The organism is Rhodobacteraceae bacterium S2214 (genome assembly GCA_025141675.1).
GTDB lineage: Bacteria > Pseudomonadota > Alphaproteobacteria > Rhodobacterales > Rhodobacteraceae > Yoonia.
The window spans coordinates 13845-38625 of record CP081164.1 but is presented as its reverse complement, the minus strand read 5'-3'; the positions used below and the strand labels follow the sequence as shown (position 1 = coordinate 38625).

The window sequence follows — 24781 nt, the reverse complement described above, 5'->3', positions numbered from 1 at the left end:
TTAAGTTGCTGCATCATTACAAAATGCTGAAGTTAAGCCAATGACCGATCAGGATACAGTAGACAAAGGCCAAGACTATGCGTACTCCAATATTCGATTTGAAAGTTGAAATATGCTCAAGGCTCTTCTAGCAAGCTTAGTAATTAGTGCTTCTGTGTGTTTCGGCGTGACCGCAAACGCGGAGTCCATATCAACTTACGGAACTCCTGGCCTAATCGATTTACCATCAGCGCGCGTATTCTCTGATGGGGAGTTGCGTTATTCACTGAGCGTTTCAGAGGTCGCTTACAAGAACACTGTTACGTTCCAAATTCTTCCGAAACTTTACGGCAGCTTTAGATATTCCAACACAGACGATTTTGTTTTTGTTGGTGAGATATCAAAGGACCGCAGTTTTGATCTGCATTTTCAGATGTTTGATGAAACTGAACTTCGACCTGCGATTGGGGTTGGTATTCGGGATATGATCGGTACTGGGATATATTCGTCAGAATATGTTGTAGCGACGAAGGAGGTATATGAGGGGGTTCAGATTACGGGCGGTATCGGGTGGGGGCGTTTAGCTGGGCGGAACAGTTTTGGAAGTCCACTTTCCCTACTTGGTTTGTCAGATGACGTGAGAACTGTCAGAACAACAGATGCTGGTGGTCAGTTTGAGACCGGTCGTTGGTTTCAAGGTGATGCGTCTTTATTCGCCGGTGTTGATTGGGCTGTGAATGATCAGTTAAGTGTTCAACTGGAGTATTCACCAGACGTATATAGGCGTGAGGTTGTACTGGACGGAAGATCTTTAACTTCGCCGCTAAATTTTTCTGCTGAGTATGCTTTTGGCCCTAACCTAAGTTTCAAGGCTTTCGTGCAGGGTGGAGAGAATTTCGGGGCGCAACTAAATTTGGGTTTGGGTCTGAAATCACGACAGTTTCCAGGAGGTCGTGAGCCAGCTCCAAGACCGATCGTTCCTCGGTATGGACATAATGCGGCTCAATTTGCTGATGTCGCTACCGATGATGGGTATGGAATCTTAGAGCAGCGCCTTGCATCAGAAGGGCTGAATCTTGACGGACAACATGGTAGCGGTTCTTCCCAAACAATCTACGTAACGAACAACCGATGGGACGTGGAAGCACAAGCTGCTGGTCGTGCTGCGCGGGTCTTAGCGAATACCTTGTCCCCTGAGGTGGAAAGATTCACTGTCGTTTTTCAAGAACGGGGCGTCCCTATCACTGCAGTCGAAACAAACCGCAGTGACCTTGAAGATTTACAGTACGACTACGATGCAGCCTGGCGAACGTTGGCGCGTGCCGAAATTACGGACGCCAGTGTATTGGGCAAAGCTGAACCAGAACTTACATATAATTTGAAGCCATACTCAGCATTTTCATTTTTCGATCCATCAAGCCCTATCCGAGCCGATTTCGGTGTACAATTCGATACGAGTTACCAGCCGGTCCCTGGTCTTACTTTTGATGCGCAGTTCCGGTATCCATTGGTTGGCAATCTTGATGGATCAGAACGAGAATCGGATTCAATAATTCAGCGTGTTCGGTCTGAGTCGTATTTATTTGCGAAGGAATCAGACCTCGAGGTCAACCGCCTCACCGCCGAATATATCTGGCGGCCAACGCGAGAAACCTTTGCGCGGATGACGGCAGGTTACCTAGAAAATCAATACGGCGGAGTTTCGGCCGAAGTGTTGTGGTCGCCGATTGAAGACCGTTTCGCTTTGGGTGCAGAACTGAACTATGTTAGGCAGCGTGACTTCGATATGTTGCTGGGGTTTCAGGAATATGATGTAGTAACAGGTCATGGCTCAGTCTACTATGATCTCGGAAATGGATTTCATTCGCAACTCGATGTTGGTCGGTACTTGGCTGGCGATTGGGGTGGGACGTTGACCGTTAAGCGGGAGTTCAATAACGGAGTAAAGGTTGGCGGCTATTTCACTCTTACGGACGTTCCTTTCGATGATTTTGGCGAAGGTAGCTTTGACAAGGGGCTGACCCTCGAAATCCCTCTGTCGTTTTTTACGGGCCAACCATCGCGTCGAGTCCTTAGTCAAAAGATCCAACCTCTCCTACGTGATGGTGGCGCACGATTAAACGTTCAGAATCGGCTTTATCCTCTCGTGCGTGACTACCGCGCTCCGGAGTTGCATGACGGCTGGGGGAGGTATCTGCGATGATCCGCTTTATGCTCATCTCTTTTACCTTGTTCTTGGGCAGCTGTACTTCTGATCCGGAGTGGTCAACGCTAGATGCTGCCACAAGCTACTTCGCCCCCCGTGAGTATGTTCCATCGGCACGCTTCACAGCATTGTTTCGTGAGCCACGGCCGGTCTTGGATATTGAGTTTGTTGATCTTGGCGTTGCCGGCAAGCTGATCTTGGAACAAGAAGACGGCGACTATGCGCGGTACCTGAGCGCTGATTTGGGAGGAATAGTCCTGCAAAACGGTATGATTCACAGTATCTATGGTTTTGGTGAGCCTTTAGTTGGTGCGGAATTATCACAATCTCTCGCACTGGTTCTGTCGGGCCAACCTGGGCAGGCCGATCGATTCAGCACATATCTCGATGACGAAGATAGGCCAGTGCGCCGTACATATCGCTGTGAAATAGGTGTTCAAGGCATGCGTAACATCGACTTAGTGACCGGCGCGGTCGAAACCCTGTTAATGTCGGAGACTTGCCAGAACTTATCAACTTCAGTCGAGAATCTCTTTTGGGTCGATTTGAAACGGCGTGAAATTGTTCAGTCACGTCAATGGATTAGCGATCGAATGGGATCTATTGTGACTAGATTACGACGGCTCTAGTACTTGTTTCAGATTATGCTAGAACAGTCGCCAAGTTTCGCTTGAAATGTGTTGGGTTAGTCGTGAACTTTTTCGAATGGTGTGACGTTTGCGTCAAAATCGAAACTTTGCACAATTCTAACCTACGACCTGACAAAAAATAGACTCTCAAAAGTAATGGAATTGCTATGACCACGATCCTTCATATTATTACGGGATTGGGGGTCGGGGGAGCCGAACGTGCTTTGTACACTTTATTGGCCGGGGGGCTGCAAGGTCGATATTGCAATATTGTAGTCTCTTTAACTGATGAAGGTCACTATGGACAAAAACTACGAAAAATCGGTGTTCCTGTATACTGTTTGGGCTTGAAGAGGGGTAGATTCAGCCTGACAGCGCTAAGTGAATTGAGATCCATAGTCATAAAAGAGCATCCCCTCTTGATCCAGGGCTGGATGTATCACGGCAATATTGCTGCTACGTTAGTACATTTACTGGGTAAAAACCACGGAGCCCTTTCATGGAATATTCGAACATCCCTTGATTCCATGGTTGATATGTCTCGCAGTACTCGATTCATAATTGCACTAGGTCGTTTATTATCGAACAGACCTAACGCTATTATTTTTAACAGTGTTAGGTCGTCTCAACAGCATGTTACGAAAGGGTACTGTAAAAGTGGCGTGACCGTAATTCCAAATGGATTTGACACCTCAATCTGGGCGCCAAGTTCTATTGATAGGGAAGCAATGCGATCACAGCTTGGTTACGATCAGAAAGACTTTATCCTAGGTTATGTTGGACGTAACAACGTTATGAAAGACCCTGAAAATCTATTTGAAGCGCTCAAGATTGTTCTCTTAATGGATACGATAATAAAAATAGTGATTGTGGGCAATGAATTGGAGGCTGCTGCGCCACAAGAGATTAGAGAGTCTATTCAAGTTCAATTCCTTGGTAAGAGATCTGATGTGCCTAAGTTGATGTGCATGTTTGACGTGTTGTGCCTCAGCTCAAGGGTGGAAGGCTTTCCAAATGTTATTGGTGAGGCAATGGCAACGGGCGTTCCTTGTGTATCCACTAACGTTGGCGATGTCGCGAATATTCTAGGGCAGCAGGGATGGCTAGTTCCGGTTCGTAACCCTCAAGCTTTGGCAGCTGCTATTTTCGAAGCACGCTCTAAATCGCAATCGGAACTCCGAGAGTCAGGTCGAAAATCCCGTGATTCGGTCAAGGCAAACTACTCGCATACTGCAATTATCGAACGATACATCGACCTATATAGCATGATCATTTCTGAAAGAAAGTCGAGCACTCATGGTTGATCTTGCTGAGGGGCTGATTCTTTTTATTTCTTGGTTGGTTGTAATAAGTATTTACCTTTTATATCCGCGTAATGAAGATCAGAATTTTGTGCGGCTCTCGATGATTATGATTGTCACATTCTACTTGGTTCCCGTAACTCTGTTTGAAACAGGTCAAGATTTTATCTATGGAAATAGGGCTCTAGATCATTCAACCGGAGCTGTTGCATTTTCTGTTTTTTGTCTATTCATTTTTTTATCCGGATTTATGTCGACGGATATGGTAAGGTCCAAGAGAAAGGAGAGGCGCCAGGTACGAACTAAAACTGATCTCATGCAGTTGTCGGTCAACAAAAACATGATTCTATACCTGTTTTTGTTCGGATTTTTCTTGAACGCGATTTTGTCGTATTTCGGACCTAACAGCGAAGTCCTATATAAAATTCGAAGTGGCGAAGCGGAAGGAAGCCATCTAATCGCGTTCTTAAAAATTACCTCAAATGCTTTGATGTTATCTGCCTTCTTTTTGTGTATAGGTGCAAAATGGCGAGCTTTGGGTTTCCTGTGCATCTTCCTAATTCTGATAAGCTACTTGTATGGGTCTCCCGGTCGTGCGACTCTTTTATTCGCTATTACGCTATTCTTTATTTTTCTCATTAAGCTCCCTGCGCGGTTGGTTGTTTTGTCGATTCCAATTTTTATGCTGATCCTGTTCCCTGCAATCATAAATGGCAAGTTTCTGATCTACAAATTTGTTGTCTTGAGGGAGGTCCCTGGTTTCTTCGATGTTTTTGGATATTCAGGGATTGATCCAAACTCTGTTTTCCAAAATCTTGCCCATCCATTCGTTTCTCTAATCTCTGTTGATATACTAATTGATGATGTTGGTATTCGATATTTCTACGATTATGTGCAGGGCGTTTTGTTCTATGGACGAGTCATTGGCGCTGATTTCGGCCCATCATTAACCTATTTTAATACCAGAGTTTTTACTGGTCGACTGGAATCGATTGTACCTACCGGATATATAGCGTTTGGGTATGTGCAGGGGCTATATTTCGGCGTTTACGTTGCTGGATTGGTGTATAGAATTACTTTCTTGATGGTTAAGAGGACGGCTATTTATAAAATTGCGCCCAGTCAGGAGCTTTACTTCTATTTCGCGTTTTTGTCGGCGGGTACATTTTATAGTGGCGAAATTCGAACGTTAGTGCTTGGTTTTGCTTTACCTGTAGCGATTCTGCACTTGTCTGGTAAGCTTTGCGCTAAGTGATTTGGGCCGCTAGAACTCCTCCGAATTTGTGTAGGGTTCGCTCAATCAAAGGGCGGACAAACGAAAGCACGACTTGTGGACGAAGTGATTATTGTGATGATCAAGCAACGAGAATCTGTTGAGAAGACCATTGATGTATGTCTAAGGTACGTGATCAGTTCGGCTGCGTTCTACAAGTACAAATCATTGTATGGCCGCATGGATCCGTCGGCCTCCAAGCCGCTTTAAGCGTTTGAGGACGAGAGCGGCAAGCTGAAGAAGCTGTTGGAAAATGCGATGTTGGGAGACATCAATTCAAAAAAGTGGTGACGCCCGTGGCAAAGCGAAATGCTGTCGTCCACCTGTGCGAGTCACACGGAGAAAGCCTGCGGCGGGCGTGTGATGTGCTGCAGATTGATCGGTCAACGATGCGGTATCTGTCGCGCGGTGGTGATGATGCGGAACTGCGAGATGCAAGCAATCGCGTGTCTCGCGAACGGCGTCGATACGGCTGCCGCCGCATCCACGTGATAATTGTGCGGGAGGGCTTTGAGGTAAACCACAAGAAAGTCAGGCGCATCTACCGTGAAGAGGAGCTTCAGGTGCGTCGCAGAGGTGGCAGGAAGCGTGCGTTGGGCACAAGGAAGCCGATGGTGCTGCTTGATGGTCCAAACCAACGTTGGAGCTTGGATTTTGTGTCTGACGCGCTGACAGACGGTCGCAGGTTTCGCATCTTGGCAGTCGTTGATGACTTCAGTCGTGAGAACTTGGTTCTGGTGGCGGATACGTCGCTGTCTGGGCACCGCGTTGCACGCGAGTTAGATAGGATCATCGCTGAATGCGGGCTGCCATAGACGGTTGTTCCGGACAATGGCACCGAGTTCACCAGCGCGGCGATCCTCAAATGGGTGCAGGATACGGGCATCGATTGGCACTACATCGCGCCTGGAAAGCCCCAGTAGAACGGTTTCATTGAAAGTTTCAACGGCAAATTGCGAGACGAATGCCTTAACGAAACGCTGTTTGGTACATTGCGCGATGCCGGCCACACGCTTGAAGAATGGCAGGACAAATAGAACTGGGCAGACCACATTCAGCATTAGTCAACCTGACATCGATGGAATTTTTGCAGAGAAAGGCGATAGACAAGAAGGCCGACCAACGTCAAAGACCTAATCTCAAGAACGCCGTGCAAAGCTGGAGAGAACTTGGTGCCCAGGCCACTGACGACACATTCATTTGCGACGCTTGCGATCTCGGTTCTAGTGAAACCTTTTGTCTCATTGCTATTTTGCAGACATCTGGTCTCTAATAGTAAGCAGAGTATTTATCCGACGAATCCTAATGTTTGGCTTGAAATTAACAAGCATATTCTTCTTAGTTGGTGCGGACTAATGTTTTTGCTACAAAGGCGGAGTAGGATCCCAGCATTGTACGAGCTGCAATAAGTGTTACTACGCCTCCCCAGCTACCTAGAGTGGGAATGCTTACGATCGCGATTAGTAACGAGATAAGAGAAATGGTCACTGTTAATTTGGCCGCTATTCTTGAATGGCCAAAAATTGCAAGACCATAGGTGTTGTATGCTAGATAAGCAAACGAGAATGGCATGCCAACCGCTAATACCCTTAAATACAGTGATATATCGCCATGATTTTCGTCCGATACAATTTGCGCGATGATAGGCGCGTATAAAAGCACAAGACAAGAAATGGTTATTCCAGCTCCGATAAGAACGGTAGCGAATATTGAGTGCTTTTCGGGTTTCGTTGTTAATACGGGCAGCGCGGCATTTGATCCAATTCGTCCGAAAGAAATGATGATTTCGATTATTCCACTCGCAACGCTGAAAATACCAACGCTAACCGGTGATGCTGTTAAGCCTACAAAAAAAATTGTGAAGTTATTGTACAGCAACGGTGCGAATTGGATTAGGAAAAAGCTAAATCCGGAAACGACATGGTGCCACATATCTCTAAATTTGACTACTGTGAGTTTCACATCAGTGTATAGCGCGATATAGATGTAAGATACAAAAAGTGCAGACATAGCGGACAGAGCATTTAGGTAATGCACCAATATATAGTCAGCTGGTTCTTTGACAAAAAGAATTAGCAGGCCTATGTATGTCAGGCGAATAAAGAGTGTCATAATCGCCACGACGCTTGATCGCCCTAGACCAAGGAATAACCAGTGCGGAAATAACGATACTGCTAGCGACAAAGAGAATGCGCCTATATGGAGATTCCATATTTCTGAGAAATTGCGAAAAATTGTAAACGTAAAAGCGAAACACGCGGCGATGATTAGAGTAAATGCCCAAGTCACAGCTGTTGTGAGTGTAAATTCTTTCGACAGTTCAGTTAAATTACCTTTTTCGTGTGCTATTCGGCGCGTAGCGGAAATGCTAAATCCATATTGTACGACCGTTCCAAAAAATGTTGCTAGCGCTAGAGAAAATGCGAGGAGACCATAGTTCTCTAATCCAACAGTTTTTACTAGGTATGGAATTGTCACCAAGGAAACTACAATATTGGTTCCTCTGATTGCACCTAGTGCAACAAGATTCTTGAATATGCGACCTCGGAATAATTTCATCTGAAACGATATCCTGTTTGAGAGTTTCATGGAAATTGAAGGACCTTAGGAGAAAAATATGTTTCCTATTTAGGCCAGTTACTGAAGAAATCTTCAGTCGACATGCTCTCATTGTATAGTTTAGCTAGGTCGCGATCAAATTTTGACGGTTTAAATCCGTATTTCCCACCCCACGGAAAGCTGGTCATTTCGCCGACGTAAATAGATTCATTAATAGCGTATAAATCAACTCGCACATAATCTAGCCCCTTTGAAAGATTGCGTGCGGTATCGATAATTGCTTCAAGGCACGAGGGCTTTTTTTCAAGAGAAGGACTACTCTTTACTCCCGCTAAGACATTGACGTCCAAGTGTTGCCATGAGGGATCATAAAAGGTTTGAGTGTGATTTTGAAAACGCCCTTCGTCATGTTGTACAATTGTGGGTATTCCGTGAAAGCAATGAATTTTATAATCTGAAATAGTCCGGCCATCAATCGTTCCCATATTTTTTTCGACAATTATGCTGCGCTCGAATGTGCCATATGTGATCTGCTTTGACAGTCTGTCGTACTTCAATTTTAGCATTTGCGTGCAAAATTCTTGACACTCTTTAGATTTTAACTCTTGTATAGAGTTCGCAAAGAATACTGCGCCTGAGCCATGCGCGGGCTTAAGCACGCAAGGTTCAAAATTGGCTTCGCATAGTTTGTGATAATCCGCCATACTTTGAATGTGATCAATAAGTGGCAAAAGGAATTTTGGACCAATTGTTGCGGTGACATAGTATCGTAGATAGAATTTATTACAAATAATAGACCTTAAGCCGTTTATTTGCTCGAAGTTTATTTTTGTGCAAATATCAGAGAATGTTTTAGGTCTATTTGTGTTTGGCCATTTCCCATTGCTTTTCCAGATCACAACTTTTGTGCAGAGTTTATCGAGCCACAACCATGACGGAAGATAGTATATCAAGCCGAATGCCATATTAACTACCAATTTGCGCATATTTGAAGCCCTGTTGATTTGGTGTTTCTTGTTTTTTGATACGTATCTGAAATGTGATCACAAATAGCGTACGCACCTAAGACGTGCATTTTTCTGGAACGGTGCACATCTGTGTATTGTTTCTATTGAAGCAAGGCTTTCTAGATTGTCCACGGTAGTTTTTCTCATTTTTCCTCTGTATGTCTTGGGGGTTTTTGAGGTTGGTCACATTTCTGTGGGTTTTAGTAGAATTTTCCAATCCGCTTCATTCCTTGCTGTCGTCTTTTAGGGTTATTACAATTAAGTCAATGCTTTCCCTTTTGGTAGTCTGCCTGCATGTTCGCGGTAAGCTTCATGACCTTTGACATTGGAGGAACTCGTAGTCTTCTTATGAGATGGCTGCAACTTCTGGTATGGGGCAAGATATAGCCGATCGTTCTTGCATGCTCAGTTGCGTATAGACGGTTCGCATGCAATATTCTCCCTATTTTGTAACCCATTATTTTCTAATAGGAGTCGCACTTCAAAGTAACGCGCACCCATGGAGTCTCAAGGGTCGTTGCGACTGGTTCCGCTATCCCAGTTCCATCAGTTCGTCCCTGAATGCTTCAGTTGGTGTGCGCCATCTAAGGCACTTTCTGGGGGTGCCGTTCAAGCGGTCACAAATCGACTTCATATCTCGATTTGAGAGCGCGGCCACGGGCGCATCGCGTGGCAGATATCGCCGCGCACGTTCGTTCAGGTTCTCGACCGAACCCTTTTGCCACGGAGCCTGTGGATCACAAAACCAAGCCTCCGTTCCGATCCCTGGCTTCAGCTTTCGCCAGTTTCGGAACTCGATCCCACGGTCAAAGGTGATCGATTTGCGTGCTGGTTGGGGTAGGGGTTCCATCACAGTCATCAACCGGTTCATTAGATGGGTCGTGCTGCGGTCGTTGTTACGAAACAGAACCGCAAAGCGCGTCTTGCGCTCGATCAATGACGCGACATTCGTCTTGCCCTGCGCCCGCTCAAAGATCATCAAGTCGACTTCCCATTCACCGAAAGTCTCACGTGTCTTGACGTAGTCAGGGCGTTCATGGATTGACTGATCAGGCGGAAAAACAAGGCCGCGCGGTGTTCGACGACGGCGCGGTTGACGTTTTTGCGCCGATGCGGAAGATGGCGTGCCAGCTCTTCCGATTGGCCATCCGGGCCGTACACATAGGCATAGATCGTCTCATGGCTGACACGCGAAGGCTGGCCATCTAGTTGCAATCGACCTGCGATCTGTTCCGGCGACCAGCCAACCTTGAGTTGGGCGATTACATGCCGCCGCAGATCGACAAACCGAACCAGCTTACGTCGTCGGGCGCGGCGGTGGACAGCAGATCTCTGTGCATTCACTCCGTAGTAGCCATTCAGCTTTGGCAGTTCTTCATCAACAAATCTGTTCCGTTTGATCTCACGATAGACAGTTGAGCGGTGCCTGCCTATCTCTGCGGCAATCTTGCTCACGGGCACTTTCGCGTTCAACATGTCTTCAATCGCACGACGCTCATGCAAATCTAGCTCTGTATGGGCCATCTTCATTCTCCTTGCTTTCCAGCAAGATAGGGGATTTGTCGCAACCCAGTTTAGAATGTGCCCCGGCGACACGTGTGTTGCAACCAAGTAGAAATGTCCGTCGTTGCGCAAAGTAGAAATGTCCCACTTGGCGGAGTTCGAGCATGGCTGGGCAGGGCGGAGACTTCACATATCGCAGCCCGGACTAGCCATGCGGGCGTTGTTATTCTGCTGCTGTCTGCGTAGCTTCCGCCTGTTTCTTTTTGGCTCTAATGGCCAGCTTTGAACTCCAACCTTCTGTGTTGCGCCGCCCGGTTGGCTCGTAGCGTGTGCGCTGTTTGCCAGCGCGGCGCTTTTTAGGAGCGGCCTTGTCCTGTTCAGCTTTGATGTGTTCAAGCACGGCACCTAGGCGCTTGTTCTCAGTGATGGCCGCATGTGTGACGCGCTGATCCTTGTCGAAGACGGTGTAAGGGATTGAAACGCCTTTCCATCGGATGTCCAAGCTGCCGTCTGGAAAGGCGAAGGTATCCACATATTTGCCCGGCAGATCGCGGGTGATCTCATTCTCGGCCAGGATGATACGTTGGCGCTCATAGGAGAAGGCCAGTTGTTTGCTGACAAGCCGCTCGTCTCTGAAACAGAAGATGTCACGCAGACGATCCGGTTCGATGTTCATCGGACGGTGCAGGTTGTCGGCGCGACGGGGCACCTTTGCAAACTTGGCGTTATAGCGGTCCGTGAAGCCGGGCAGGAACGCATTCGCCTCCTCCATGTCTGAGATGCCTGCAAGCCTAAGTTCTTTAACCAAACGATCCTGCAAGGTGCGGTTGGCGCGTTCGACACGCCCTTTGGCCTGAGAGCTGTTTGCGCAGAGAATCTCGATGTTTAACGCGTTCAAAGCCCGACCAAACTGGGTCATGCCGTGCCCTGATTTGGCCGACTGATTGGCGACACGAAACACTGTGTGTTTGTCAGAATAGAACGCAACCGGCCGACCATGTGCTGCCAGATACAGATCCAGCGCTTCAAAGTAACTGAAGGTACTCTCAGAGGTCACAAACCGCAGTTGCATCAACGTACTGGTCGCATCGTCTATGAAAACGAGCAGAGTGCACGCTGGCCCGCGATTTTCGAACCAGCGATGATCTGAGCCATCAATCTGGATCAACTCGCCAAAGCATTCCCGGCGCAATCTGGGCTGATGGAATGTGCGACGTTGTTTGCGTGACAACCAGATTCCAGCGTCCTGCATCAACTTGCGAAGCGTCTCACGGGATACCTTCAGACCGTGATCCTCGGCCAGCTTCTCAGCTGCAAAGGTTGGCCCAAAGTCGATGTAGTTCTCTTTGACCAGCGTCACAGCAAACTCAAGCACCGCAGGATCAATACTGTTGTTCGATCTTCGGCCACGCGCTTTGTGACGGATCACTGCTGGGCCTTCTGCCTGGAAACTCTTCAACAGCCGATGGACTTGTCGTCGGCTCAGTCCCAGAACATTTGCCGCTGTCACTGCCGTCATCCGGCCTTGTGTCACTTGGCTCAGTACTTCTATGCGGTTCAGCTCGCGTTCGCTCATGATCACCAATCCCACGGCCACACTCCAATCCTGCTTCAACAGGGAAGTGTGACACTTCTACTTTGCAGATGTGAGACATTCTAACTTTGCAGCGACAAACCTAAATCCAATAATCAGGGTTATGTTAAATAATCGTGCGGATGGGGATGCCCAAATAGGTTTCAAACTGTAAAGCCGGAAGCTAGCCAATTTAAGTTACAACCATACCGTCAGGGAAAGCATTATTTACTCGAAACATGCTGCTTCCTGGCTCTAGAAACAATGCAAGCGCGGATAATGCTGCGGATTCACCTTGCTTGGATATTTGCGCTGTTAGAACCAAGCGTTCAGTCTCAATCTGATATCCACCATTTTTGTATGTCGGATCGCTGTGCCAAATGCTTGCTTTTTCTACCCAAATTTTGGCCGGTGTCAGGCGTGCATCATCCTGTGCCTCCGTTAGGGCCTCCTGATAAGACATGCCTGCGATGACATCATCGGCCAATGAAAATTCAGGGCCGAATTTAGCTTTGAGCGATTTATAATCCGCTGGCGACAAGCCGCTATTTTCCTTGAACAACATATTGGCATCACCCAAGACACTCCACGTTTGTAAGTTGATCTCCTTCCTTAAATCGTTGGATATGATGTCAATAACTTTGCCATGATACATGTCGCTTTCGATCTCGAGGGGTCGCTCTCTTGGCGCCCAATAAGTTGCGTCAAAGCCTTTAGCCTTACGCAAAACGGACATCCAATATTCTAGCGCAGCTGCATACTGGTTGGCGTCTTCAAAATACCTTTCAAAAGGGAAATCAGGTGTTTTTTCAAATTTATCAATCATTAGCGTACTCCAAATGCTCTGCCAACATGGACTTCAAGATCAACGCGAGGCGCGTTTGGTCCCGCGTTAAGGTTTGGACGTAAGCGTCCATTTGGAGTAACCCCCCATCCTTTTCGATGGCCTGCAAGGAAACCCATAGGTGGAGCACTCACAATGTGCCGCGACATTGCTGCAAAGGCTGGTCCTCTCAGTCCTGCTGAAGCGTAATTAATCGCAGTGGTTTCCCCCAGCAGAAAAGGTAGTGCCGCTAGCCCCTCCGGTTTGAGGGGTGGTAAACACGTTCGCGCCCATGGCCATGACAACTCGATTGGCCCAGGATCGACACGTGGACTATAGCCTTGAACTTGCAAACGCCCTCGATGTGGTCCATCGCAAGGGCGCGTCGTTGTATCTGTCGTTGTTGTGCTTACAGGAGCAGCTTGCGCGTCAACATCATCCCCTGAGAACGCATCAACGACAGCGGAGGCAGCACTCTTGACGTTGTCGACTGCTTGCGCGCCTCCATCGATGACCGCCTCACCAAAACTTTCTGAAGCTCTTTGACCTGCAGGTGTCATGAGCCACGCAGCGCCAGCCAAAAGCGCCGCTCCAGCAACATATACTCCCGCAACAGGCGCGGCGGCGACGGCAGGTGCAGCCATATTAGTTTCCTTCCGATACTAGTTTTCTAACGGTTACAAAGTAAGTCATTTGGGCAAGTTTGATCCGATGCTCAATCGGCAAAAGTCTCTCTGAAAATATCGGGCCGCTTAGAACGGCACTCGCAAAATCACCCCAGATAATGATTAAAAACGAGAGTGAAAAACAAGCGTCACTTGTAATTGGACGGCGATCTGAGCGTTCCTTGATGAATTTGAAGGCGACTTCAACAACATCTATGATCTTAAATCTCATGGTATCAGGCGCGTCCGCCAACTCGAAATTTAATCTGGCGGCAACTTCTTTCTTCAAGCGTAAGTCGATCTGAGATTGAAAAAATGTGAAATCTGCTTTGTTGAACGCGAATGCTTCTTTCATGATGCTGAGTTGAGGCAAAGAATTCAAACTTGGCCGCAACCATTTGAATGACCCCTGAATTAACAATCCAACACTGTAAGATTGGCTTCCATCTCTCCCATGGAAAAAACGGGTCACTCGTTCAGTTGATGTTGCAAAGTGACTCCAGTATTCTGAGCTAAGTTTTACATCCCAAAACCTAAAATAGACCCATTTTCCGTTTTCCTCCTGAATCCTCGTAAACTTGCGGAAGTGTTTCCACATATCGTCGAGCGTGCCACCTGACCGCAGGTATATCCCCGGCTCATTATCCCATACGTGCCATGGTGCGTCTGAACGCGTAAACAGATTGCGAGTGAAGTTATTTTCGTCTTCGAGCTGGACGATCCACGGCGCGACATCCTTGAGCTCGTCATAGGCATCGCCCTTAAACAGACAGCGGTGCTCCAGCCCCGAGACCTCCAGTAGTTCCGGCAGGTTTGGGACTTTGGCCGCATCAAGGATTGCATAGGTGTGCAAGTTGGTGTCGTCAGGCTGTCCAAACAACGGCTCATAAAGCGCGTCCGGGACTGTCTTGAATTCAGTCACACCAAGCTGTGCATCAAGCGGCTCGACACCATCGATTGTTTCGATCTGCAACGCTGGCTGTGTGGGTGCTTGAACCGTTTTAGGCGATTGCACCCAGTAGTCATCAAATTCGTCATCGTTCACAGTACAGCGCCTTAACTAAGCCTCGACTCCACTTGCCAACAGATAACCCTAGGCAGCAATATCGCAACTTATAGGTGTTCAATGCGGCGGGGGAAAGGCGGCGCTATAATGCTGGTTTCGAGCTTAAATAGAATTTGTAATACAAGCTACATATCCTGCTTCCATTTCCACAAGGAGCTGTTTTGAGGCGCAATACGGCCAAGGGCAGTGTGGTGCAGGCTGCACCAGCGCGTTGCAGTCTGCACCAAACCCGGAATTTCTGCTGGTGCAGTCTGCACCGGAAGCCTGTAAGGTATTGAAATATATATGTAAAAAGCCACGGCCTCTTCGCGGACCACTAGTTGGCTGTAAAGCCCTGTTTTTGCTCGCAAAAACGTCTTTCGCAGAGAGCTGCATGACGTGTGTATTTTTTTGGGACAGGCTGTCCCACGAGGTGCAGTCCTTCAAAACAGGTTTGGGTACGTTGTCACCGACGACCCGCAAAACGCATTACAGGGCGATTGCGCAAAGCAGGGAATTGGAAGAGAGCCACGCAGCGCGCGCTCAGGCACCTCCGCCGCGCAAAACGGCCCGAGAGCCCTGACGAAGCTCACTGAGGCGCAACTACTAGCATTGGCGCCAGGGTCTCCAAGCAAAAGAGACCAGCAGCACCCAGTGCCGCTCATTTCACGGGCGGCGTGACTTGCTACAGAACCCGCCCATTCAATTTTGCAGGGTCTCAGTGTTCGTGCGAGATATCTTCACCATTACCCAGTCAAAAGATCGGTCCAACTAACCTCAAAATTTCTACACACGTCACGCAGCTCTCTGCGGCGGGCGTTTTTGTGAGCAAAAACAGGGCTTTACAACCAACTAGTGGGTCGCGAAGTGGTTTTGACTTTTTACGCATTTATTTCAATGACTTGCGGGGCGCTGGACGCATTTGGCCCACGTTGGCGTTTACCGTGAAAAGCAAATTTTGACAGGGTGTTTCGTACGTTCAATAATCACGATTTATGCTGTTTTTACGTAGGATTGATGGAATGGACTGAACTTGCATCATGGTTTTCGTACGGTAATGTGTCCGAAAATCATTTCGGACAAAATGATCCTGTATTTTGAGAAAGACCGCACCTGTGCCTGAAGCCCGAGACTTCATCTATTGTCGTCGAGATCCGGCTCCAGCAGATCGGGCGGTCAGTCAGGGGCCAACGTCGTCCGAGCTTACGATGATCCGCGGGCGACTGAAGGCCGCGCGGGACGAGGGTTTTGACGTGCGTAAACAGGATGTGATCATCGAGAATGCGAACGCGGCGGTAGCAGCGTCAGGTCGCCCAAAATTTACGAAACTTTTGCGCGGGCTAGGACCGCAAGACGGGCTTATTGTTTGGCGGCTTCACGCGATCAACTGTCGTCAACCGAGCAGGTCATGAGCACACTAAAGGCCCTTGCGAAACTTGATCAGAGTGCGGCGAAAACAAGGAGCGCGGGACGGACGCCCGTCGGAAGGCCGCCGTCGCTTGATCAACAGGCGCGCTCCAAAGTCCGAGCAGGCATCGCAGCGGGTGAAAAGATCATCGATCTCGCGCGCACGTTTAACACCACCCGACAGACGATTATGCGTATCCGGAACGCAAAGGGATGATGCCACCGCAATCACTCACATCGGCGATGCCCCCTTTCAAAAAGCCTCTAAAAGAACCGCCGCATCTATTCCTATTCGCCACGTTTGACGGAGAGGCTGGCCGACCCAGCTACGCCGTAGAAATTCGAAGCTGTGGCCGTTCATTGCAATTCGATCAGCGATACGCCTCTGAGGGGCGCATAAACTCAATCATCGACGCGTTCCAATGCGTTGAGCCAACCGTTCGTGATATCGTTCCCGAAAATCTTGCCAAAGCTCTTGACCTTAGGCAGCCGCGCCGGTGCTAATGCCTTTGCCACCCGTCTACAGTAACTTTCAGTTTCAGACCTGAGTTTACCACGCGCGCCGATACCGTGGACGATTCCGCCTTCAACTTGGGCATTTGCCGTCATCACGTTTAGCTGGTGGGAGCCCCCGACCGGAACGTTTTCAGCCGTGCCAACGTGGTCCATCCGTGACAATCCAAGCCCGATTTGACCTTCGGCATTCCCGATCAGGCCTTGGCTTTCCGCGTCACCACCTGCTTCGGCATAAATGACATCGATGTTTTCATCGCCGCCAGCGCGAACGATTGCTGCTTTGTCAGACGCATTTCCCGCATCGGCGGGACAGTTGCATACGACCTCTTCGGGCTGTGCGTCTTCTTTTTCCTCTGCAGATTCCTCTCCGGCTTCGACGCCGTCTTGTGCCGCAGGTGGGACATCGGGCGGGGTATCTGCCGGCGGCTCGGCAGGCTGGCTTGGTGCCACGGAAGAGGGCGGCGCTGTTTCAGCGTGCGGGGACGGTGTTGGCGCTGACGTTGGTCCACTAGGTGCGGACATGGTCGGTGCGGTCGACATAACCGACGGTGCAGCCGGTGGGCTTGGTACGATCAGCGGGTCGCCCGCATAAATCAAGTCGGGGTTGCCGATACCATTCGTTGTCGCAAGGTGATTGACGGTCGTGCTATGTGACCGTGACAGGCCAGAGAGCGTATCACCCTTTTGAATTTCGATCGTCTCAGCCATGCTTCTTTGAACCCGCAGATATATATGCCTTGATCCGTTGAAGGCGCACGTCAGCTGAAGCACGAGTCGTAATCAGCCCGCTTAACCATTGATACTGTGTCATTTTCGGAAACTCATATGGAAAAGTGACAAGAATAAAACTGAGCCGTGTGATCTCTTTTTCAGTCCAAAATCTATGTTGATGGCAAATGTGAAAGGCCTGCGTGATACGTGCGTCAACTTCGTCATTGGGAACTTCGCTTAGCTTTTCGGCCATAAAATCGCGCAGTTCGCGGCGCAACTTATCATAAAAAGCATCTGCACTTGATTGTCGGAAACGTGTGAACTGTTCTTGGGATAGCGAAATCATTTCTACGCTTTCGCCTTGAACAAGAAATAGGCCAAAAGACAGCTTGCGATGCAGATGATGATACACAACACGACGCCAACCGTACCCGCAATTTGCTTGATCTCAGGATGCAAGCCTATCTTGGCGATGCGCGACTCCGTTTGATGACCGCCTGAGGCAATCATACCCTGCACAAAACCAGCGAATGCCCTCCAGATTGCTGGTTGTGCAAAGGCAAAGCCTACACCGCCCAAAAGCGCGAATACCGTTTTCATCGTGCGTGCGGCAAGATCTCTGTCCCCGTTGAACAAGCCCAGAGTGCTCTCTCCGGCTATTGCGAGCAGGATCAGGATTGCAAAACATGCGCAGGTTACGAAGAGCATCGTTCTTTTTCGTCCTTTATTTGCCAGTTCCGGCTAATCGCGCGGCCTTTTTCGAGACTTAGAGGCTTTGCAGCACCGACGCCAACCACAATCTTGAGTTGTCAACTTGAAACGCAGCGCCTAACGTTCCGATTAAATAGCAAGTTTACACACAGGGTGCGTGAATAGCGATTAAGTTAGACCAGACGGGGCGTCTTGGCCGATTGGCGACAGATGGAGCGGTTCTGCATTAGCTATCATTTTGACCATACTGAAAACGGGCATACCTTAGTGATGACAGACGCGTCCGAAAATTTCACACCTGTTTTCGCCAATTCCCGCCTACAACGAGCGACCTTAATTTTGATGAGGAACGGTCGTGGGGCAGGAAAGCGGGGCGTGGATTGACGACCGGAGTGGTGCGGCTCGCAGATTATAATTTCAAGATACCCAAAAAATCCATGGAAGTGGACCGTGCCGCTGACGCTGGCTACGCTAATCATGGTGTGATCGAAAAATATCGCTACCCCGTTGATTGTCTTGATCAGGGAACGGGCAAAGGTGTGAACCGCAATGTCGTATCGCCGAGCGCTGGCATGGTGATTGCGCCGCGCGCTCAAGCGGCTGCCCCCGGTCCGGGGACTGTCGGAGGCGGTATTGTCGGCACCGCAACTGGCGGCATTGTCGGCGACGGAACAGGTTACTTAGCAGGCGATCAAGTCGCGGATTGGTTGTGTTACTGATGTCACATGTGAAATCGGATAAAGGTTTATGACGACGGACATTTGGAACTATCCCGACACGGAAGCGGTGTTTGCACCAACGTCGCGGCATGAACACATCGTATGGCTTTCGTTAGAAAGCCTTGCATCGTTCTGGAAACATTACCCCGTTCTTGAAGGATGTCTCGTGGACGTCCGCACCGCGGCACGGGCGGCATTGGAACCTTACCAACTCGGACAAACCCAGAGCCCCGCAGAACTCCGGTTTGCGACTGCTTTACAGACGCGTTTACAACCGGCGAAGGCACAAGCCGTCGCTACCTTTCTGGAAGGTCTCGCTGATCTTCAAGGTCTGGAAATGATTGGACCTTGGCGCAACTTCTTTGGCCAACACCAACGTCAACTTAGTGTAGAAGGGGTGCGCCCCGAAGCTGCAGAACTGCTCGCCGCCGCTTTCCGCGATGATGTGATCAAGGTGAAAAAAGATCGTGAGGAAATGCTTCGGAGTGAAGTGGCTGACATCGTTTTGTCGGACTGGGATCTTGCAATACACGCCTACTATGGCTTGAACTATTTTAGTACGGACCAATTTGACAAAAGCACAGTACTGGTTGGCTTGAATGGCCTGACTGATGCGACACTGTTCAATCGCTTTTTACAGGAGCAGGTTCTTGTTCTACCTGCCCATGAACAAGATGCCCTTCTAACTGCCGTGCGAGAGTCGTGGGTCGACATTGTGCAAGCAGATCCCATCGCCGCAATGAAAGGGATTGCAGTTGATGGGGTGGCCGAAGCCGCGAAAATACCACCAGCAGCACAGCTTGTCGTAGTGTTATGAGGAGCGCATCGTGCATTTAGATGGCGGGTTTTTCGAACGTGCAGAAATGATGCGCGACCGATCGCATTTGTCTGCGCTAAAGGATGCAGTGATCGCGTGCCATCTTTGGCCGGAGCGGGCAAAGACGCGCAGGCCTTGATGGCGGCGGCGATTGACCATCCTTGGTCGGAAGCCTCCGCGCTCGGTCTTCACTGCCCTGTATCTACACAAAAATTTGTTTTGATCCACATGACCCGCGCAAGGTGGCGTAATATGCCGTCGCCGAAGACGCGTGGCGCCAGCAACATGGGGACATGCCGGATGGATATGACGACGGTGATTTCATTTGGCACCATAAAGAAGATGGCGTGACGATGGAACTCGTGCGGTCTGAGGTTCATACCGCGAATAGACATGCTGGCGGTGCTTCGCTCCACGCTGGTTCACAAGCAGATAATTTTTAGAGGACATAGAAATGCCAGCTCGACAAGTGATCCCCAAATCGCCCTGTAGTGCCGATGAAATTCTAGCATTTCTAGGGACAGCAGCGAATGCCCCTGAACTATCAACATATGTTCTATTCTTAAGCCGTTATGGTGGCGGGCACGTTTTCCCCAACTCTCTTGTGGCAAATGAACCCATCAATTTTGAGTTTTCCGATCCGAAATGGTCATTGCAAAGCTTTGTGACTGTTGCAAAAAATATGGCCGATCACGACGGGGCATTGCAGCAGGGGCATTGGGACGAACAGTTCCGCCCCATTGGGCGGACAAGCGCTGGCGATAAAGTTCTGTTAGGCGTTGCTGCTGTGAACCTTGGGCAGGTTTTTTATTGGACGCCCGATGATGACGGTATTTCATACCGATTTGTTCGTGTGGCCGACAGTTTTGAACACCTCTTGGATCAAATGGAGTACTACGAAGATCAAGGTATGACGCCGCCGTGGAACCGTATGGACAGTCCCGACAGCCCCCCTGCGATCGCGCTAGACCTGACAGTTTAATCATGTTTTTGCCAAGTACAGTGCGCGCTACTTTTCCCGAGAATTGGCCTGACGCGCTAAAAGATCTGTCTGTTCCCGCTGCGGAAATAGAGGTCGATGTGAACGATGTGCAAATGCTTGGCACATTTAACGGTTTCGTCAGGCAGAACACAGAAACGCCTCAAGTACATGGATTTAGCAAAGAGTTTTACCAAAAAATCGAAGCGGGCCTCACGGACTTCCCGACCGGCGTTATGCCACGATTGGGCTATTGCAGTTGGAAGGGGTCAACCATTGTCCATAAGCCTGCAAAAACGCTGGCCGATGTCATGCAAACCGTGACACAAAACGATCCCCGAATTGGAAGGGCGCTAACCTGTGCAATCGTAGCCGAAGAGAGTGTGACACTTCATCTTCGGCAATGGCAAACAATCCCCCCCTCTTCCGAGTTCCGCGTCTTCGTAAAGGACGGGGCAGTATTGGGTGTTTCTCAGTATCATTGGCGGGAGTCATTTTCAGAACTGTTGCGCAACGCGTCTGGTTATGCAGATTTGCTGCAGACACTGTTGTTGCAAGTGCTTCCCGTTTTGCATTTGGATGAGTGTGTTATCGACATTTGTGCTCATCCAGAAGCGGCATTTGTTATCGAAATAAATCCCCTGATCAAGCAGACCGATTTCTGTTTATTTGGGCGCAATGGCGGCGATGATTTCGACGGATCAATGCGGTTGTTCGATGGACGCGATGTTGTTTCGGTCCGGCCATATTCGTAATTGAGGCTGAGAACGCATTCGCGCCTTGGGATCCGCATATAAGTTTGATCTTACCACAGCTATCACAAGAAGCTTCGCCCGCCTCACGCAACGACTGATAGGCTCTCATCGATATACACCAACCAGTCGGACTTACCACGATACAAGGGGCGTTCATCGGCATCTACGCGTTGGCCGGGAGGTCAGCTCATGTTGCTATTCTGCGTGCTCCCCATATGGTCGTCCCCCATGACCATCACCCTCTTTTCCCACCACCTGACGACGCCAACCCCCATCGCGATGCCTGCGTTGCGCGTTTGTGCGGCGCTAGATGGGGCTTTGTCGGATGATGCGAACAAGACCTGCGCGTCTGATCTGTTCGAGGCGTTCTTGGACAACTTCGGTCCCGACGTCGCTTATGCCGCGACGTCCGGTAAATCACGGTGGACGCCGAAACTGGTGAAACCCACAGCCACGAAATTGAAGCGGATGAGAGAGGTGATCGCGAACGGTTTCAATACCCATACCGGAATGCGTCTGTATGGTCCCGACACGAATGCGATCGGGAAACCAGCAGTGCCTTTCCTCAGCATCACGCAGGTTTATCCGACCTTCATCGTGATCGACATTGCAGTTCCGCACGATCATCCCAACCGCGATACCTTTGCGCAGGCCAGCGATCACGCCTTGCGATCGGCCAAATTGATGGCGGGATATCAAGGGTTTGGGTTCTTCAAATCCCCGATCAGCGGATTGGCTGATAGAAATCTGCCCAACGTATCGACCCGCTTCCATACTGCTACATTGGGCGAATGGATGGGCAATCCAGCTTGTACGCAATGGAACAAGGTTTGGGAACAGAACAAAGGCCCCTACCAAGCGGGCATCACCGAACTCGGCTGGCGCACCTACGTCGGTCATATGTTTACAGATCGCATCACCGCCGCCCCTGCCCCGAGCTTAACCATCGAAGACCTGTCCAACATGCGGATCGTCACCGCAGGTCCCGCCCCGATCTGGGGCGACGTTGACGCGAACGAAGACATCACGGCCTACAAAGACGCCTACGCCTACCTCGCCCCCGCATTTACCAGCCGTGACATGTTGCGATCCAGCACGTTGGGCGGGATCCCATCCTACGACCCTGCCCGCGCCGCGGTCGTCGACGGGTACCTGAACCGGTTCACCTAATCCCGACGATATCGGTCTTGATCGCCGCGGCTCGCTCAGCAACGATGCGGCACGACGGCGACAAAAACTAGAAATACTAACCACAGCGCAGGCTTCTAACACAATGACAGAACAACTCATCACGACGATTGGCCAAGCCATCATGCGCAGCGCCAAAACGTCCGCTCCCGAATGGGATTACGCGGGCTACATGTTCGAAACCAAAGACGGGATAAGCAGCAGTGGCACAAAGTTTATCTTTCACGATGGCAAACGGCTCCCCCTTGATCTGGATCGCACCGGCAGACGGGCCATAACAGACTCTTTCAAGCAGCTGCGCTCCGAAACACAAATCGATGGCGACGCGCCTTGGATTAAGTGCCTCGCAGTTCTGCGACGTGACGGTGATATGAAAATGCTATTCGAATTCAACGATTGGTCGCGATGGACCATCTCACCCGCGACAGTAGATCAAGCCTACGCCATTCTAGTGGGCGAGATTTTTCCGGAAACAAAATAGAATCAATTGCTTGGAAAAATTTCGATGCGCATTCACCATGACAAAGTCTGGCTTAACCGTCATGAGATATTGTTCACATTCTGAACGGTTTCAAAACGATTGAACGATAGAAGGACGTTAAGATGATACGTGATGAAATCGTTTTGGAGATCGGGCAATTGGTTTTCCGCGCGGCCAATGAGACATCTGCGGATTGGGCATACGCAGGCTACGTTTATCAAACTGCAGATGGCAAAAACTCTTCGCGGCAGAACTTTCTATTTGAGGCGGGTCTAGAGCGTCGTTTCTTGAATGATAAATCGATAAAACGGAACATTCGCACGATTTTCCCCCGCCTTTGGCAGGTTGTGACTGACAATGATGAAAATCACCCCGTTACGATAAAGGTAGGTGTGCGCGCCGCTAACCGCGACCTAAAAGTGCTGTTCGAATTTGATGATGGCAATCGCTGGGCCGTTGGGCCGGGCAATGTCGCCCAAGTTACCCAAATCTATCTCGGTGACCTGTTCCCCGATGCCTTTCTATAACACGCCATGATAGCGCAGCGCGGGTCAATAAAGAAACATGCGCTCAGCGGGGTCAAATCCGGCGAGAACAAAGGTTGGTGCCGCCCGCAATCTAACAAGACAAGCGTCTTTGTGAACGGTGCAGGACCTGAAGGCGCAGGCAACACAATCGGGCGGCTCACGTACTTCGAATAGCCGCGTCCAAGACACTAACCAAACGTAGTCTTCACTTGTCCGGCAGACGATACACATTCTCGCACCGATCACGAGCGCCAGACTTTGCTGGAATTGCATCGGGCCTTCCAACTTGACGCAGTGATGACGTGATCGGCGCCTTAGACGCTGTGCGGTTGATTTCCATGATCAGTTTCGTCATCGCGTCCGGGGCCTCAGACAATCCCCGCCGTTTCTTGTCATAAAAGCCAAGATGCCGTGCCAGCTTATCCAGTGCTGCAGCTTGATCCTCCATAACGACTCTCATCGCACCGCTTTTGGTCACCTCAACCCCTCGATACAATGGGCGGCTGCATTCGGGAATGTCTTCATATGCCGCGAAATGCACCCGCAAAAGCCCCAGACCATTACACTCCGGACAATCAAGATGCGGCGCACGTGTCGCGTTATACCCAAATCCGCCAGCGTTTGACGGTTCGAGCTCCATTGCACGAACATCCGTTGGCAAACCCTTCCAAGCATACACGGCGGCATCAAATTCACGTAGCGTGCGCCATTGATAATGATAGTGGGCACCATGACAGTAACGACAGGCACCACGCACCGGCCTGCAAATCCTACTGGGATCCGCACGCACGATCGCAACAAGAGACCTGAGCATATCCAAGGTTTCGAACTTAACGCGCTCAGAATATTCCGCCTCAAACGCGGCAATCCGGGCGCGAACCTTAACATTTGTCAACAAACGGGACCCAGCGGATTTTGCAGAGTTGTCGCTTTTTGGCGCATAGCCCGCGCGCTTGTACGCCGCAGTCGCATTGCGGTCCTTCATATACTCAAGGCAAAACGCCTCGTGCCTTATGTTCGCAAGTGCAGCCATCTGATTTCACATCCTTCGTTCGTTCACCTGAAGCAAAACCGACAGGTATTTTCCTTTACAAAACAGCCATTTTTCCATCCTGACTAAGCACAAGACGGAGTCCGGCCACCCGTACTTGCCCCCATATCCCTTGGAGCAAGACCCTCTTAATTCTTCCTATCCACGCAGTGCCGTTTTTCGATGGCCAGCCGCTTGCCCGTAAGCTTTTCACTTACCCCAGATGATCGTTCTACCGGTCTGGTCCCCCGTACGTCGTGTCGGGTGGGTTTAAATTCTGCGTTTCTTGTGGTCCCAGAGGATGCCGGTTGCCACAGGGTTGGGTGAGATCCCGGAAGAATTCCGTTTTTGGGCGCGGGAAACGAAAACCGAGGCAG

At 49.7% G+C, this 24781-nt stretch carries 22 protein-coding genes and 2 pseudogenes; 14 read left to right on the top strand and 10 right to left on the bottom strand.

What is annotated here, in order from left to right; translation table 11 throughout:
- The first annotated feature begins 112 nt into the window (after positions 1-112).
- The 5 genes and pseudogenes from K3729_18600 (at position 113) to K3729_18580 (ending at position 6484) form a co-directional block, all read left to right on the top strand.
- Positions 113-2182 carry a YjbH domain-containing protein gene (locus K3729_18600; GenBank protein ID UWR01247.1) on the top strand — a complete coding sequence of 690 codons (2070 nt, stop codon included), beginning with the start codon at positions 113-115 and terminating at the stop codon, positions 2180-2182.
- Positions 2179-2814, top strand: coding sequence for a YjbF family lipoprotein (locus tag K3729_18595; GenBank protein ID UWR01246.1), 636 nt, complete (start codon positions 2179-2181; stop codon positions 2812-2814). The genes K3729_18600 and K3729_18595 overlap by 4 nt, the downstream gene beginning before the upstream one ends.
- A gap of 167 nt (positions 2815-2981) precedes the next feature.
- Positions 2982-4118 (top strand): glycosyltransferase, encoded by a 1137-nt coding sequence (locus tag K3729_18590; protein UWR01245.1) that lies wholly within the window; start codon positions 2982-2984, stop codon positions 4116-4118.
- Positions 4111-5370 carry a hypothetical protein gene (locus K3729_18585; GenBank protein UWR01244.1) on the top strand — a complete coding sequence of 420 codons (1260 nt, stop codon included), beginning with the start codon at positions 4111-4113 and terminating at the stop codon, positions 5368-5370. Before K3729_18590 ends, K3729_18585 begins: the two co-directional genes overlap by 8 nt.
- A gap of 96 nt (positions 5371-5466) precedes the next feature.
- Positions 5467-6484, top strand: a pseudogene (locus K3729_18580) (IS3 family transposase).
- Positions 6485-6726: 242 nt separating this feature from the next.
- Here K3729_18580 and K3729_18575 read toward each other — a convergent pair.
- The 6 genes and pseudogenes from K3729_18575 to K3729_18550 form a co-directional block, all read right to left on the bottom strand.
- The gene (locus K3729_18575) at positions 6727-7947 is read right to left on the bottom strand and encodes an oligosaccharide flippase family protein (protein UWR01243.1); all 1221 of its coding nucleotides are present in this window, start codon (positions 7945-7947) and stop codon (positions 6727-6729) included.
- A gap of 65 nt (positions 7948-8012) precedes the next feature.
- The gene (locus K3729_18570) at positions 8013-8933 is read right to left on the bottom strand and encodes a hypothetical protein (protein ID UWR01242.1); all 921 of its coding nucleotides are present in this window, start codon (positions 8931-8933) and stop codon (positions 8013-8015) included.
- A 553-nt stretch (positions 8934-9486) separates the two neighbouring features.
- Positions 9487-10478: pseudogene (locus K3729_18565) on the bottom strand (IS30 family transposase).
- A gap of 202 nt (positions 10479-10680) precedes the next feature.
- Positions 10681-12048, bottom strand: coding sequence for an ISNCY family transposase (locus K3729_18560; protein UWR01286.1), 1368 nt, complete (start codon positions 12046-12048; stop codon positions 10681-10683).
- A 175-nt stretch (positions 12049-12223) separates the two neighbouring features.
- Complete coding sequence (locus tag K3729_18555) at positions 12224-12856, bottom strand: hypothetical protein (protein UWR01241.1); 633 nt, start codon at positions 12854-12856, stop codon at positions 12224-12226.
- A 642-nt stretch (positions 12857-13498) separates the two neighbouring features.
- Positions 13499-14563 carry a DUF4123 domain-containing protein gene (locus tag K3729_18550; protein UWR01283.1) on the bottom strand — a complete coding sequence of 355 codons (1065 nt, stop codon included), beginning with the start codon at positions 14561-14563 and terminating at the stop codon, positions 13499-13501.
- 1408 nt (positions 14564-15971) lie between these two features.
- Here K3729_18550 and K3729_18545 point away from each other — a divergent pair.
- On the top strand, positions 15972-16187 hold the full coding sequence (locus K3729_18545; protein UWR01282.1) for a helix-turn-helix domain-containing protein: 216 nt from the start codon (positions 15972-15974) through the stop codon (positions 16185-16187).
- Between the two features lie 185 nt (positions 16188-16372).
- Here K3729_18545 and K3729_18540 read toward each other — a convergent pair whose 3' ends face one another.
- The 3 genes from K3729_18540 to K3729_18530 are packed head-to-tail and all read right to left on the bottom strand — an operon-like array spanning position 16373 to position 17905.
- A complete protein-coding gene (locus K3729_18540) occupies positions 16373-17194 on the bottom strand; it encodes a LysM peptidoglycan-binding domain-containing protein (protein ID UWR01281.1) in 822 nt (273 codons plus the stop codon).
- On the bottom strand, positions 17187-17543 hold the full coding sequence (locus K3729_18535) for a hypothetical protein (GenBank protein UWR01280.1): 357 nt from the start codon (positions 17541-17543) through the stop codon (positions 17187-17189). Before K3729_18535 ends, K3729_18540 begins: the two co-directional genes overlap by 8 nt.
- Before the next feature lie 2 nt (positions 17544-17545).
- Positions 17546-17905: a hypothetical protein gene (locus tag K3729_18530; protein UWR01279.1), complete on the bottom strand. Its 360-nt coding sequence runs from the start codon at positions 17903-17905 to the stop codon at positions 17546-17548.
- Between the two features lie 383 nt (positions 17906-18288).
- Between K3729_18530 and K3729_18525 the strand changes: the two genes are divergently transcribed.
- From K3729_18525 to K3729_18490, 8 genes are all read left to right on the top strand, one after another.
- Positions 18289-18627, top strand: a complete 339-nt coding sequence (locus K3729_18525; protein UWR01278.1) for a phage late control D family protein — start codon at positions 18289-18291, stop codon at positions 18625-18627.
- Positions 18628-18793: 166 nt separating this feature from the next.
- Entirely contained in the window at positions 18794-19444 is a 651-nt protein-coding gene (locus tag K3729_18520) for a hypothetical protein (GenBank protein UWR01277.1), read from the top strand.
- A gap of 293 nt (positions 19445-19737) precedes the next feature.
- Positions 19738-19887 carry an HNH endonuclease gene (locus K3729_18515; protein UWR01276.1) on the top strand — a complete coding sequence of 50 codons (150 nt, stop codon included), beginning with the start codon at positions 19738-19740 and terminating at the stop codon, positions 19885-19887.
- Between the two features lie 11 nt (positions 19888-19898).
- Positions 19899-20426: an SMI1/KNR4 family protein gene (locus K3729_18510; protein UWR01275.1), complete on the top strand. Its 528-nt coding sequence runs from the start codon at positions 19899-19901 to the stop codon at positions 20424-20426.
- Between the two features lie 2 nt (positions 20427-20428).
- Positions 20429-21178: a cell division cycle 123 family protein gene (locus K3729_18505; protein UWR01274.1), complete on the top strand. Its 750-nt coding sequence runs from the start codon at positions 20429-20431 to the stop codon at positions 21176-21178.
- 228 nt (positions 21179-21406) lie between these two features.
- A complete protein-coding gene (locus K3729_18500; GenBank protein ID UWR01273.1) occupies positions 21407-22348 on the top strand; it encodes a hypothetical protein in 942 nt (313 codons plus the stop codon).
- A gap of 103 nt (positions 22349-22451) precedes the next feature.
- Complete coding sequence (locus K3729_18495) at positions 22452-22847, top strand: hypothetical protein (GenBank protein ID UWR01272.1); 396 nt, start codon at positions 22452-22454, stop codon at positions 22845-22847.
- Between the two features lie 122 nt (positions 22848-22969).
- Positions 22970-23374, top strand: coding sequence for a hypothetical protein (locus tag K3729_18490; GenBank protein ID UWR01271.1), 405 nt, complete (start codon positions 22970-22972; stop codon positions 23372-23374).
- Positions 23375-23579: 205 nt separating this feature from the next.
- On the opposite strand, the gene K3729_18485 is transcribed toward K3729_18490, so the two are convergent.
- Positions 23580-24407 carry a terminase small subunit gene (locus tag K3729_18485; GenBank protein ID UWR01270.1) on the bottom strand — a complete coding sequence of 276 codons (828 nt, stop codon included), beginning with the start codon at positions 24405-24407 and terminating at the stop codon, positions 23580-23582.
- Positions 24408-24781 lie beyond the last annotated feature (374 nt).

Bases quoted from the DNA above. Each gene is read 5' to 3' on its own strand.
- K3729_18600 (UWR01247.1), top strand. From the start codon at position 113: ATGCTCAAGGCTCTTCTAGCAAGCTTAGTAATTAGTGCTTCTGTGTGT.
- K3729_18595 (UWR01246.1), top strand. From the start codon at position 2,179: ATGATCCGCTTTATGCTCATCTCTTTTACCTTGTTCTTGGGCAGCTGT.
- K3729_18590 (UWR01245.1), top strand. From the start codon at position 2,982: ATGACCACGATCCTTCATATTATTACGGGATTGGGGGTCGGGGGAGCC.
- K3729_18585 (UWR01244.1), top strand. From the start codon at position 4,111: ATGGTTGATCTTGCTGAGGGGCTGATTCTTTTTATTTCTTGGTTGGTT.
- K3729_18575 (UWR01243.1), bottom strand. From the start codon at position 7,947: ATGAAATTATTCCGAGGTCGCATATTCAAGAATCTTGTTGCACTAGGT.
- K3729_18570 (UWR01242.1), bottom strand. From the start codon at position 8,933: ATGCGCAAATTGGTAGTTAATATGGCATTCGGCTTGATATACTATCTT.
- K3729_18555 (UWR01241.1), bottom strand. From the start codon at position 12,856: ATGATTGATAAATTTGAAAAAACACCTGATTTCCCTTTTGAAAGGTAT.
- K3729_18545 (UWR01282.1), top strand. From the start codon at position 15,972: ATGAGCACACTAAAGGCCCTTGCGAAACTTGATCAGAGTGCGGCGAAA.
- K3729_18540 (UWR01281.1), bottom strand. From the start codon at position 17,194: ATGGCTGAGACGATCGAAATTCAAAAGGGTGATACGCTCTCTGGCCTG.
- K3729_18535 (UWR01280.1), bottom strand. From the start codon at position 17,543: ATGATTTCGCTATCCCAAGAACAGTTCACACGTTTCCGACAATCAAGT.
- K3729_18530 (UWR01279.1), bottom strand. From the start codon at position 17,905: ATGCTCTTCGTAACCTGCGCATGTTTTGCAATCCTGATCCTGCTCGCA.
- K3729_18515 (UWR01276.1), top strand. From the start codon at position 19,738: ATGCCGGATGGATATGACGACGGTGATTTCATTTGGCACCATAAAGAA.
- K3729_18510 (UWR01275.1), top strand. From the start codon at position 19,899: ATGCCAGCTCGACAAGTGATCCCCAAATCGCCCTGTAGTGCCGATGAA.
- K3729_18505 (UWR01274.1), top strand. From the start codon at position 20,429: ATGTTTTTGCCAAGTACAGTGCGCGCTACTTTTCCCGAGAATTGGCCT.
- K3729_18500 (UWR01273.1), top strand. From the start codon at position 21,407: ATGACCATCACCCTCTTTTCCCACCACCTGACGACGCCAACCCCCATC.
- K3729_18495 (UWR01272.1), top strand. From the start codon at position 22,452: ATGACAGAACAACTCATCACGACGATTGGCCAAGCCATCATGCGCAGC.
- K3729_18490 (UWR01271.1), top strand. From the start codon at position 22,970: ATGATACGTGATGAAATCGTTTTGGAGATCGGGCAATTGGTTTTCCGC.
- K3729_18485 (UWR01270.1), bottom strand. From the start codon at position 24,407: ATGGCTGCACTTGCGAACATAAGGCACGAGGCGTTTTGCCTTGAGTAT.